The organism is Streptomyces sp. NPDC001781 (assembly GCF_053596035.1).
In genome coordinates, this window is record NZ_JBSFFI010000005.1 from 247,907 (window position 1) to 259,998 (window position 12,092).

The window sequence follows — 12,092 nt, forward strand, 5'->3', positions numbered from 1 at the left end:
CCGTTGGAGCCATGCGGCCCGTTTCAAAGATCGAACGCACGGTGGCACCTTTCGAGGTCGTCAGCCCCTACCAGCCCAGCGGCGACCAGCCGGCGGCCATCGCCGACCTGGCCAAGCGTGTGCAGGGCGGCGAGAAGGACGTCGTACTGCTCGGCGCGACCGGCACCGGCAAGTCCGCCACCACCGCGTGGATGATCGAGAAGCTCCAGCGCCCGACCCTGGTCATGGCGCCGAACAAGACGCTGGCCGCCCAGCTGGCCAACGAGTTCCGCGAGCTGCTCCCGAACAACGCGGTCGAGTACTTCGTCTCGTACTACGACTACTACCAGCCCGAGGCGTACGTCCCGCAGTCGGACACCTACATCGAGAAGGACTCCTCGATCAACGAGGAGGTGGAGCGCCTGCGCCACTCGGCGACGAACTCCCTGCTCACGCGTCGTGACGTGGTCGTCGTCGCCTCCGTCTCCTGCATCTACGGCCTGGGCACGCCGCAGGAGTACGTGGACCGCATGGTCCCCCTCAGGGTCGGCGAGGAGATCGACCGGGACGATCTGCTGCGCCGCTTCGTCGACATCCAGTACACGCGCAACGACACCGCCTTCACCCGCGGCACCTTCCGCGTGCGCGGCGACACCATCGAGATCTTCCCGGTCTACGAGGAGCTGGCCGTCCGCATCGAGATGTTCGGCGACGAGATCGAGGCGCTCTCCACGCTGCACCCGATCACCGGCGAGATCATCAGCGACGACCAGCAGCTCTACGTCTTCCCCGCCTCCCACTACGTCGCCGGACCGGAGCGCATGGAGCGCGCCGTCAACGGCATCGAGAAGGAGCTGGGGGAGCGCCTGGCCGAGCTGGAGAAGCAGGGCAAGCTCCTGGAGGCCCAGCGTCTGCGGATGCGCACCACCTACGACATCGAGATGCTCCGCCAGATCGGCACCTGTTCCGGCGTGGAGAACTACTCGATGCACTTCGACGGCCGCCTCCCCGGCTCCCCGCCGAACACCCTGCTCGACTACTTCCCGGACGACTTCCTGCTGGTCATCGACGAATCACACGTCACCGTCCCGCAGATCGGCGCCATGTACGAGGGTGACGCCTCCCGCAAGCGCACCCTGGTGGACCACGGCTTCCGGCTCCCCTCCGCACTGGACAACCGACCGCTGAAGTGGGAGGAGTTCCAGGAGCGCATCGGGCAGACCGTCTACCTGTCGGCGACCCCCGGTGCCTACGAGCTGTCCCGCGGCGACGGCGTGGTGGAGCAGATCATCCGCCCGACCGGCCTGGTCGACCCCGAGGTCGTGGTCAAGCCCACCGAGGGCCAGATCGACGACCTGGTGCACGAGATCCGGGAGCGCACCGACAGGGACGAGCGCGTCCTGGTCACCACGCTCACCAAGAAGATGGCCGAGGACCTCACCGACTACTTCGTGGAGCTCGGCATCCAGGTCCGCTATCTCCACAGCGACGTCGACACCCTGCGCCGCGTGGAGCTGCTGCGCGAGCTGCGCGCCGGTGAGTACGACGTCCTGGTCGGCATCAACCTGCTGCGCGAGGGCCTCGACCTGCCCGAGGTGTCCCTGGTGGCCATCCTCGACGCCGACAAGGAGGGCTTCCTGCGCTCCGGCACCTCGCTGATCCAGACCATCGGCCGAGCGGCGCGCAACGTCTCCGGTCAGGTACACATGTACGCCGACAAGATCACCCCGGCGATGGAGAAGGCCATCGACGAGACCAACCGGCGCCGCGAGAAGCAGGTCGCGTACAACACGGCCAACGGCATCGACCCGCAGCCGCTGCGCAAGAAGATCAACGACATCGTCGCGCAGATCGCCCGGGAGGACGTCGACACCGAGCAGCTCCTCGGCACCGGCTACCGGCAGCAGAAGGACGGCAAGGCGCCCAGGACGCCGGTGCCGAGCCTCGGTGGGAAGGCCACCCAGGACGCCAAGGCGAAGGCCGCCAGGACCAAGGCCAAGGGCAAGACACAGCCCACCGACCAGCCGGCCGCCGAACTCGCCGGGCAGATCGAGGAGATGACGGACCGGATGCGCGCCGCCGCCGCGGAGCTCCAGTTCGAGATCGCCGCCCGGCTGCGTGACGAGGTGTCGGAGATGAAGAAGGAACTGCGCCAGATGCGGGAGGCCGGTCTCGCCTGACCCTCCCGACCCGTCCGAACCTCGGCGTGCGCGCCCAGTGTTGCAACACCGACACAAAGCGCGGGCCGGGGTTCGGCCCGGTCGGCGGCGCTGCGTAGGGTTCGGGGCAACCGCGCGACACGCGGCAACAGGGGAACACCGAGAGGGGATTCAGCCGTGACCGTCAACATGACCAAGGGCCAGGCCATCAGCTTGGAGAAGAAGGACGGGGCCACCCTGACCGCGGTGCGTATGGGTCTCGGCTGGCAGGCGGCGAAGCGTCGCGGGCTGTTCGGCTCGCGCACCCGCGAGATCGACCTGGACGCCTCGGCGGTCCTCTTCGCGGAGAAGCAGCCGGTCGACGTGGTCTTCTTCCGTCATCTGGTGAGCGACGACGGCTCCGTACGGCACACCGGCGACAACCTCGTCGGCGGCGTCGGGCAGGGCGGTGACGACGAGGCCGTCCTCGTGGACCTCCAGCGGGTGCCGCCCCACGTCGACCAGATCGTCTTCACGGTGAACTCCTTCACCGGGCAGACCTTCCAGGAGGTGCAGAACGCGTTCTGCCGCCTGGTGGACGAGACCAACGGCCAGGAACTCGCGCGCTACACACTGGCGGGCGGTGGCGAGTACACCGCGCAGATCATGGCCAAGGTGCACCGCCAGGGCGCCGGCTGGACGATGACCGCACTGGGCGAGCCGGCCAACGGCCGCACCTTCCAGGACCTGATGCCGGCGATCCTGCCGCACCTGTAGGACCGGCGCGGCCCGCACCGGCACGACGCAGGGGGACGGCGATGGGGGTCGAACTGGCGCGGGGGCAGAACCACCCGCTGCCCCGGACGCGGCTGGAGATCCTGATCGCGGCCGAGGTACCCGTGCTCGTGGCGGCCGCCCTCGCGGACGAGGGCGGCCGAGTCCAGGACAGCCGCCGGATCGCCCGCCCCGGCGCCCCCGTCCTGCCCGGCATCGAGGTGTCCCGCACAGTGGCCGCCGAGCACCGCGTCCGCGCCGACCTGGGGGAGCTGCCCGAGGCGGTGCACCGCGTCACGGTGCTGCTGGCGTTGCCGGGCCCGGCAGCGCGGTTCGGCGCGACCGCCGCCCCGCGAGCGACTGTCACCGGTGCCGACGGCACGGAGATCGTCCGCTTCACTCTCGCCGGGCTCGACGCCGAGTCGGCCGTCGTCGCGCTGGAGCTGTACCGCAGGCAGGGAGGCTGGAAGGTCCGCGCGATCGGCCAGGGGTACGCGGAGGGCCTCCGAGCGCTCCTGGCGGACCTGGGGCTGCCCGGGGCGCGTGAAGCGGCCGCGGCGATGCACGAAGCGGGGGACTTCGGCGCGGGACGGGCCGCCGTCCCTCGGGAGGCGGGCGCGGTCGACTACACCCACCCCGGCCGCCAGGCCTCCCCGCAGCCGCAGCCGCAGCCGCAGCCGCAGCCGCAGCCGCAGCCCGTCGCGGGTGACGCGGCGGGCCGGTCCATGGAGGAGCGGCTGTACAACCAGGTCTGGGGCATGTTCGAGGACCTGGCCCGCTCCACCGCCGCCCTCCGCGGCGCGGCCGACTTCGCCGCCACCCGCCTGGACCGCGAACTCGACGAGGCACTGGCCGACCCGCGCGCCAGGGTCGGTGGCGCCGGGGAAGCGGCACGACGGGCGGCCCAGGCCAGGCACGACGAGCTGATGGACCGGGCGCGGGCCGCCCACGACCGCGACCTCGCCCAGCTCACCGCCGAGGCGGAGGTCGTCGAGCCCGCCCTGCCGCCGGCGTACGCCCGCTGGGACAGCCCCGTCTGGCAGGGGCACCGGATGCCGGCCGAGCCGCCCCAGGCCGTGAGGCTGGGCGATCTCCACCTTCCCGAGAGCGCCTGCCTGCGCATCCCGATGCTGGTCAGGCTGCCGCTGGAGCGGGGCCTGTGGATCGACAGCGGCGCCACACCGGCCGACATCACGGACTCGGCCGAGCGGCGCCGGGCGGCCCTGGAGGCAGCGGTGGCCCTCGCCGCGCGCTTGCTCGCGGTCCACCCGGTGGGGGAGTTCTCCGTCGAGATCGTCGACCCGGCCGGGGCCGGAGCCGGGCCACTCGGGGCCTTCACCCGGTCGGGCACGCTGACGGGGCCGCCCGCGAGGGGCACGGCGGGCGTCACGCAGGCGCTGGAGTCGCTCACCCGTCGGGTCGACCTGGTGCGCATGGCGATCGGGGGCGGTGCCACCGAGGCGCTGCCGGACGGCTTCGACACCGGCCGTCGGCTGCTGATCGTCAACGACTTCCCGCAGGGCTTCGACGACCGCGCCCTGACCCGGCTCCGCTTCCTCGCCGACGAGGGCCCGGCGGCCGGGGTCCACATCCTGCTGATCGCGGACCCAGCGGAGGCCGGGGAGTACGGGTCGCTGCTCGACCCGCTGTGGCGTTCGCTGCTGCGCCTCACGCCGTCGCCCGACGACCGTTTCGCCGACCCCTGGGTGGGGCACGCCTGGACCTTCGAACCATCCCTCCCGCCGCACGGCGACCCGGTCGTCCAACACGTGCTGAGTGCCGTCTCCGCAGCCAGGATCAAGGGAAGGTAAAGAACATCTGAGCTGCTCACTTGGTCTTCACTTTACCTTTCTCTTTACTGTTCCTTGGTGATTGCGCTACCGTGTTCGTGCGGAGGGGAGTACTCCCTGATGCGGCGACCCCGTCAGTACGGATCCCCATGGATTCCGGGGCGCCGGCCCGTCCCTCGGGTGGAAGAGACCTCCGGCAGCGACAACGCTGATGTTTGCCGTGACGTGATGCCGGAGGTGCAGTGGACGTCTCTATGACCCTGTGGGTCCTGACCATCGTGGGGCTGGCAGCCCTGATCGCGGTGGACTTCTTCATCGGCCGCAAGCCGCATGAGGTGTCCATCAAGGAAGCGGGTATCTGGACGGTCGTCTGGATCGTTCTGGCCGGACTCTTCGGCCTGGGACTGTTCTACTTCGGCGGCGCACAGCCCGCCGGGGAGTTCTTCGCCGGCTTCATCACCGAGAAGTCGCTGAGTGTCGACAACCTCTTCGTCTTCGTCCTGATCATGACCAAGTTCGCGGTGCCCGCGCAGTACCAGCAGCGGGTCCTGCTCTTCGGTGTGCTCATAGCGCTGGTCCTGCGGGCCGTATTCATCGCGGCAGGCGCGGCGATCATCGCCAGCTTCTCCTGGGTGTTCTTCATCTTCGGCGCCTTCCTGATCTGGACCGCCTGGAAGCTCGTCCAGGAGGCCCGCGCCGATCACGACGAAGAGGAGTACGAGGAGAACAAGCTCCTGAAGGCGGCCGAGCGCAGGTTCGGTGTCGCCGACCGGTACCACGGCACCAAGCTGTGGATCGAGGAGAACGGCAAGCGGGTCATGACCCCGATGCTGGTCGTGATGCTGGCGATCGGCACCACCGACGTGCTGTTCGCGCTGGACTCCATCCCCGCGATCTTCGGCCTGACGCAGGACCCGTACATCGTCTTCACCGCGAACGCCTTCGCGCTGATGGGTCTGCGCCAGCTCTACTTCCTCATCGGCGGCCTGCTGAAGAAGCTGGTCCACCTGTCCTACGGCCTGTCCGTCATCCTCGGCTTCATCGGCGTCAAGCTGGTGCTGCACGCCCTGCACGAGCTGGGACTGCACGTCCCGGAGATCAGTATCCCGGTCTCCCTGGCCGTGATCTGCGGCGTGCTGGTCCTCACCACGATCACCAGCCTCATAGCCTCCCGGAAGCAGGCCGCCGCCGAGGCGGCCGGGGGCGACGGCACCTCCAAGGACAGCGTCGACGCCTGACCTGCATCTGCGAGAGGCAGGCGACCCGTACGGAAGGCGCTGCGGCCAGGCGCCTTCCGTACGGGAAGCTCCGCCCCGACCGGTCCCGCCGCGCACGCCGGATTGATGCGCCGGAAGAAATGAACGGAATGCGAACCGTGTACGCCTCTGCCACCATCACTGCATGATCACTCGGCTCAGGTCGCTCGCCGCGCGGTGGACGCTCCTCGTGCCGGTGCTCGCGGTCGTCCTCCTCGTCCTCACCTGGGGCCGCGGCCTGCCCGGCACGGTCGTCGCCCTGGTCACCCTCGTGCTCGCCGGGTCCGTGCTGGCCGCGGTGCACCACGCCGAGGTCGTCGCCCACCGGGTGGGCGAGCCGTTCGGCTCCCTGGTGCTCGCCATCGCCGTCACCATCATCGAGGTGGCGCTGATCGTCACCCTCATGGTCGACGGCGGAGACAAGAGCGCCACCCTGGCCCGCGACACGGTGTTCGCCGCCGTGATGATCACCTGCAACGGCATCGTCGGCATCTGCCTCCTCGTCGGCTCTCTGCGTCACGGCACCGCCGTGTTCAATCCTGAGGGCACCGGAGCCGCCCTGGCCACGGTCGCCACCCTGGCCACCCTCAGCCTTGTGCTGCCGACCTTCACGACCAGCAAACCCGGCCCCGAGTTCTCCTCGGTGCAACTGACGTTCGCCGCCGTCTCCTCACTGATCCTCTACGGCCTCTTCGTCGCCACCCAGACCGTGCGGCACCGCGACTACTTCCTGCCGGTCACCAAGGAGGGCGACATCATCACCGGGGCCGACCACGCGGCACCCCCGACCGCCCGCCAGGCCGGGATCAGCCTCGGCCTGCTCGGTCTCGCCCTGATCGGCGTGGTGGGCCTCGCCAAGGGCGTCTCGCCCACCATCGAATCCGGAGTGGAGGGCGCGGGACTGCCTCCGGCCGTCGTCGGTGTGATCATCGCCCTGCTCGTGCTGCTCCCGGAGACCATCGCCGCACTGCGCGCCGCCCGCCGCGACCGGGTGCAGACCAGCCTCAACCTCGCGCTGGGCTCTGCCATGGCCAGCATCGGCCTGACCATTCCGGCCGTCGCCCTGGCGTCGATCTGGCTCTCCGGACCGCTTGTGCTGGGCCTCGGCTCGACGCACATGCTGCTGCTCGCGCTCACCGTGATCGTCGCCTCGCTCACGGTCGTACCCGGCCGCGCCACCCCGCTCCAGGGCGGCGTCCACCTGGTCATATTCGCCGCCTATCTGGAGCTGGCCCTCAACCCGTAGCCGGGGGCGCCCCACCGGGCCCGCCGGCGGCCTGGCGGGCCGTGATAGACCGGGTGCGAGCAGTGGCCGCCCAGTCGGCCGCCCCCGACGCACCGGAGGAAACCACCGTGCCCCGCAGCCTGGTCAGCGCCCCGATCATGATTCTCAACGGGCCCAACCTGAACCTCCTCGGCCGGCGGCAGCCCGAGATCTACGGCAAGGACACGCTGGCCGACGTGGAGGCCCTGTGCGCCGAGGCGGCGGCCGCGTACGGCGGCACGGTGGACTGCCGGCAGTCCAACCACGAGGGCCAGTTGGTGGACTGGATCCACGAGGCGCGGCTCGACCACGCCGGGATCGTCATCAACCCCGGCGCCTACTCCCACACGTCGGTGGCCATCCTGGACGCGCTCAACGCCTGCGACGGCCTGCCCGTGGTGGAGGTCCACATCTCCAACATCCACCGGCGCGAGTCCTTCCGGCACCACTCGTACGTCTCCCTGCGCGCCGACGGCGTGATCGCGGGCTGCGGGGTGCAGGGGTACGTCTTCGCGGTGGAGCGCATCGCGACACTGGCGGGAGCGGCGCGGGCCGACGCCTGAGCGCGCTCCGGCTCACCAGCCGCGCGCGTGCCACTCCGGCAGGTGCGGGCGCTCGGCACCGAGGCTGGTGTCGTCCCCGTGGCCGGGGTAGACCCAGGTCTCGTCCGGCAGCGCGTCGAAGATCTTCGCCTCCACATCGTGGATCAGCCGCGAAGGCCACGGGGTCCTGGTGGGTGTTCCCCACGCCGCAGGGGAACACGTAGGGCGACGGGAAGCTCCAGGCGACGATGATCGTCTCCGCTGTCGACATCACCGAGGGCCTGCTCGCGAACTGGTCGCGGGGCAAGGCCGTCTATCGCCTGCCCCCCAGGCGCCCCCGCAGCCGGTGCGGGCGGGTCGGCACGCCGCGAGCCCGGAACGCGCGTGTTCGTCGCCCCGGCAGCGGCGGCCCGGGGCGAACGGGCCGGTCCGCTGCTACGCGGTCGCCCGGAACTGCATGCGCAGGTAGGCGTCGAAGACCCGGGCTCCCAGCAGGCGTCGGGTGTGGATCAGCACCTTTGCCGCAGGGGTGACCACATAGCGGGCCTTGGGCCGGGCGGCGGTGATGGCCGTCTCTATCGCCAGGGCGACCCTCTCGGGGGGAGCGGACAGCGCCTTCGATCGGTAGGACTGCGCCATCTGCTGTTCGGCAGCCGTGTTCAGCGCGGCGTAGGGGCCTGTCGGAGTGGCTGAGCCGGCCAGGGTGTGGGCCGCGGTGTCGCCGAAGGCGGTGCGGATCAGACCGGGCTCGATCAGGCTGACCTTGACGCCGAAGGGCGCGGCCTCGACGCGCAGGGCATCGCTCAGGGCTTCCACCGCGTACTTGCTGGCATGGTAGTAGCCGCCCGCGGGGAAGACGAGACGCCCGCCCATCGAACCGACGTTGACGATCCGCCCCTCGCCCGCACGGCGCATGCCCGGCAGGACGAGCTGTGTCATCCGAGCGAGGCCGAAGACGTTGGTCTCGAACTGGCGCCGCACGCCGTCCAGGCCGGTCTCTTCCACGGTGCCGTACGCGCCGTATCCGGCGTTGTTGACGAGGACCCCCACCGAGCCGTGCTCGGCCCCCACGGCCTCCACGGCCTCGACCATGGACGCCTCGTCGGTGACGTCCAGCGGGAGGACGCGGGCTCCCGCACCGGCCAGGTTGGCCAGCGTCTCAGGTCGGCGGGCGGTGGCGTAGACGGTCAGCTCGGGACGGCGGGCCAGACGCAGGGCGGTGGCGCGGCCGATACCTGACGAGGTTCCCGTGATCAGTACGGAGGTGGTCATGACGGTTCCTTCTGAGGTGTGACGTGACGGTCGTTCAGTGCGTGCGGTCGCTCGTGTGGTCCAGGCCGGCGACGAGCAGCGTGACTCCGTGACGCAGACGCCGGGCCGGAGCGTCGGGGTCGGAGAGGTCGGCCTCCAGCCCTCGGGTGAAGGCCAGGAGGAGTTCGGCCACCTCGACGGCTTCCACGTCCGGGTGCTCGGCGGCGACGGCGGTGGCGATCAGGTCGCGCATGGCGGTGTTGTAGCGCTCGATCTGGTCCGCCGACAGCCGGGTGTCGACACCCAGCAGTTCGGCCGCATGCGCCGGGCTGTCGCGCCACAGGCGCAGCGCCAGCCCCAGCTTCGCCTCCAGGGCTCCGATCAGCCGGGCGCACAGGTCGCCGCGGACGTCGATCGCCTCACGCGCACCGTCGAGGGCCCCGTCGAGCAGGCGCACCGCCAGACGACGGAAGGCGTCCTCCTTGTTGCGGACGTACTGGTAGACCGCAGGGCGGGACATGCCCGCCGCACGTGCGATGTCGTCCATGGTCGTGCGCTTGACCCCGTGCCGCGTGAAGCACATGTACGCCGCATCCAGGATCACCGTGACCCGCTCTTCCTCCAACATTCTGACAATTCTTGCACAGAACGTCAGTTTGTCGAAGCGTTGTGCCCCATATCTCGTCTTCCGGGCGGGGCCCCGGTCGTGTCGCGCGTCGGCAATTGAAATACCGAACCACTCGGTTTAGATTTAGGTTCGTACGGCGAGCCCGTTTCCCTGCTCTCGAAAGAAGCCTTGCCCATGCGCTACACCGTTCTCGGAACCGGCATCGTCGGACGGACGATCGCCGCCAAACTGTTCTCCATAGGTCACGAGGTCGTCGTGGGAACCCGCGACCCCGAGACCACGCTGGCCCGCACCGGCCCCGACGCCTACGGCAATCCGTCCTTCGCGGAGTGGCTCGCGGCACACCACGGGGTCCGGCTGGAGACCTACGCCGACGCGGCGGCCTTCGGTGAGAGGATCGTCAACACCACCGCGGGCGCCGGCAGCCTGCAGGCTCTGGAGTCGGCGGGAGCGGCGAACCTGGCGGGGAAGGTTCTCGTCGACATCGCCAACCCGCTGGACTTCTCCCGCGGCATGCCGCCCTCGCTGAGCCCGGTCGACACCGACAGCCTCGGCGAGCAGATTCAGCGGACCTTCCCGGAGGCCAGGGTCGTCAAGACCCTGAACACCATGAACTGCCAGGTCATGGTCGACCCGTCGCGCGTCGCAGGGGCACACACCGTGTTCGTCTCCGGTGACGACGCGGCCGCCAAGCAGGCCGTCACCGAACTGCTCCTCTCCTTCGGCTGGCAGGAGAGCAGCGTCATCGACCTCGGCGACATCAGCACCGCCCGCGGGACAGAGATGCTGCTGCCGATCTGGCTGCGCCTGTGGGGCGCGGTCGGCCACGCCGACTTCAACTTCCACATCGCCGGTGCCTGACGGGGATCGTTCACCGGCGCACGCCTCACGGAACCCGCACCGCACCACCCGGTGCGGGCTCGCCTACTCTGACCGGATGGGTGACATGGAAGCCAGGAGCGCAGGAAGGCCGCGGTCGGCCGAGAAGGACGCCGTCATTCTCCGGGCAGCGCTGGACCTGCTGGCCTCGCACGGTTACGCCCGGATGAGTCTGAGCCAGGTCGCCGCCAGCGCGCAGGTCAGCAAGTCCACCATCCACCTGCGGTGGAAGACGAAGGCCGACCTTCTGACCGCCGCGCTCGCGGCCCTGCGCATGGCCGACGCCCCACCCGCGAGCGGGAACACCCGCGCCGATCTGACCGCCGTTCTCAAGGACTTCGCAGACACGGTGGAGCGTGTCAACGGCATGGCGCTGATCGGCACCTGTCTGTCCGAGGAAGCCCACACCCCGGAACTCCTCTCCCTGCTGCGCGAGCGCACCGTCCTGCCCAGACGGGCCCTGTTGCGCGACGTACTCGAAGAGGCCCGCGCCCGGGGAGAAATTCGCGCCGACGCTGATCTCGAAGCGGCGGTTTCCGCGCTTCTCGGCCCCTACTACGCCGACTACATGGCCGGCCGCGCCGGCCGCCAGGGCTGGGCGGAAGACTCCGTCGCCCTGGTGCTGGCGAGTCTGCGCCCTGCGGAGAGCCGACCGGTCACGAAGACCGGAGAGGCCTGAGCGCAGCCGTGCCTGCAGCGCCGGGGAGTTCATCGGGGCGGCCTGGTGGGCGTCGTGGACGGGATGTTCCTGTGCCTCGTTCCGCCCGCCGTGACTGTGGCGTCACCGTCGTGGTCGTCGGTGTCCATGACTCGGTTGACCTGACCGACGCGAGGTCCACCGCAGGAGGGTGAGTCGAACGGGCCGGCCAGGGCGCACCCGAGCGGGTGTGCCCTGGCCGTATGGAGCCGGTCGTCGTCGGACGCTCACCAGCCTCGCGCGCGCCACTCCGCGAGGTGGGGCCGCTCCGCGCCGAGAGCGGTGTCGTCACCGTGGCCGGGGTAGACCCACGTCTCGTCGGGCAGGACGTCGAACACCTTGGCCTCGAGGTCGTCCATCAGAGAGTTGAACTCCGCGGGCTGTGTTGTCCGGCCGGGCCCGCCGGGGAAGAGGCAGTCGCCGGTGAACACGTGCGGGTGGCCGTGCGGGTCGTCGTAGATCAGCGCGATGGAGCCCGGCGTGTGCCCGACCAGGTGGCGCGCGGTCAGCTCGACCTGGCCGACGCGGATGACGTCCCCGTCGTCGACCGGCACGTCGGTGGCGACCGGGATTCCGGAGGCGTCCTCCCGGCCGGCGTAGGTACGGGCGCCGGTGGCGCCGACGACCTCGCCGAGCGCCTGCCAGTGGTCTCCGTGCTGATGGGTGGTGACGACGGAGGCGATGCCGTCCTCACCGATCATGCCGAGGAGGGTGCGCGGCTCGGCGGCCGCGTCGATCAGGAGCTGCTCGTCGGTGGCCCGGCAACGCAGCAGATAGGCGTTGTTGTTCATCGGGCCGACCGCGACCTTTGTGATCATCAGGTCCTTCAGCTCGTGCACGTCCGCCGGACCGCCGACCCTGACCTCGCCGCTGTACGTCATGACGATCAGCCTA

At 70.2% G+C, this 12,092-nt stretch carries 11 protein-coding genes and 1 pseudogene; 8 read left to right on the plus strand and 4 right to left on the minus strand.

The window, feature by feature from the left end; translation table 11 throughout:
• Window positions 1-11 precede the first annotated feature (11 nt).
• From uvrB to aroQ, 6 genes are all read left to right on the plus strand, one after another.
• On the plus strand, window positions 12-2,159 hold the full coding sequence (gene uvrB / locus ACWCV3_RS07115) for an excinuclease ABC subunit UvrB (protein ID WP_451219592.1): 2,148 nt from the start codon (window positions 12-14) through the stop codon (window positions 2,157-2,159).
• Between the two features lie 156 nt (window positions 2,160-2,315).
• Entirely contained in the window at window positions 2,316-2,894 is a 579-nt protein-coding gene (locus tag ACWCV3_RS07120) for a TerD family protein (protein ID WP_030809798.1), read from the plus strand.
• A 41-nt stretch (window positions 2,895-2,935) separates the two neighbouring features.
• Window positions 2,936-4,702 (plus strand): TerD family protein, encoded by a 1,767-nt coding sequence (locus ACWCV3_RS07125; RefSeq protein WP_451219595.1) that lies wholly within the window; start codon window positions 2,936-2,938, stop codon window positions 4,700-4,702.
• Window positions 4,703-4,923: 221 nt separating this feature from the next.
• Window positions 4,924-5,919, plus strand: coding sequence for a TerC family protein (locus ACWCV3_RS07130; RefSeq protein ID WP_451219598.1), 996 nt, complete (start codon window positions 4,924-4,926; stop codon window positions 5,917-5,919).
• A 163-nt stretch (window positions 5,920-6,082) separates the two neighbouring features.
• Entirely contained in the window at window positions 6,083-7,183 is a 1,101-nt protein-coding gene (locus ACWCV3_RS07135; RefSeq protein WP_451219601.1) for a calcium:proton antiporter, read from the plus strand.
• Window positions 7,184-7,290: 107 nt separating this feature from the next.
• Window positions 7,291-7,764, plus strand: coding sequence for a type II 3-dehydroquinate dehydratase (aroQ, locus tag ACWCV3_RS07140; RefSeq protein ID WP_451219604.1), 474 nt, complete (start codon window positions 7,291-7,293; stop codon window positions 7,762-7,764).
• Window positions 7,765-7,776: 12 nt separating this feature from the next.
• On the opposite strand, the pseudogene ACWCV3_RS07145 reads toward aroQ, so the two are convergent.
• The 3 genes and pseudogenes from ACWCV3_RS07145 to ACWCV3_RS07155 all read right to left on the minus strand — a co-directional run.
• Window positions 7,777-7,960 (minus strand): annotated as a pseudogene (locus ACWCV3_RS07145) (MBL fold metallo-hydrolase); the annotation flags it as partial.
• Window positions 7,961-8,178: 218 nt separating this feature from the next.
• On the minus strand, window positions 8,179-9,015 hold the full coding sequence (locus tag ACWCV3_RS07150; protein WP_451219607.1) for an oxidoreductase: 837 nt from the start codon (window positions 9,013-9,015) through the stop codon (window positions 8,179-8,181).
• A gap of 34 nt (window positions 9,016-9,049) precedes the next feature.
• Complete coding sequence (locus ACWCV3_RS07155; protein ID WP_451219610.1) at window positions 9,050-9,622, minus strand: helix-turn-helix domain-containing protein; 573 nt, start codon at window positions 9,620-9,622, stop codon at window positions 9,050-9,052.
• Between the two features lie 174 nt (window positions 9,623-9,796).
• On the opposite strand from ACWCV3_RS07155, the gene ACWCV3_RS07160 reads away from it, so the two are divergent.
• Both ACWCV3_RS07160 and ACWCV3_RS07165 read left to right on the plus strand, forming a co-directional pair.
• Entirely contained in the window at window positions 9,797-10,483 is a 687-nt protein-coding gene (locus ACWCV3_RS07160; protein ID WP_451219613.1) for an NADPH-dependent F420 reductase, read from the plus strand.
• Between the two features lie 76 nt (window positions 10,484-10,559).
• Entirely contained in the window at window positions 10,560-11,180 is a 621-nt protein-coding gene (locus tag ACWCV3_RS07165) for a TetR/AcrR family transcriptional regulator (protein ID WP_451219616.1), read from the plus strand.
• A 245-nt stretch (window positions 11,181-11,425) separates the two neighbouring features.
• Here ACWCV3_RS07165 and ACWCV3_RS07170 read toward each other — a convergent pair whose 3' ends face one another.
• A complete protein-coding gene (locus ACWCV3_RS07170; protein ID WP_451219619.1) occupies window positions 11,426-12,079 on the minus strand; it encodes an MBL fold metallo-hydrolase in 654 nt (217 codons plus the stop codon).
• Window positions 12,080-12,092: the final 13 nt, after the last annotated feature.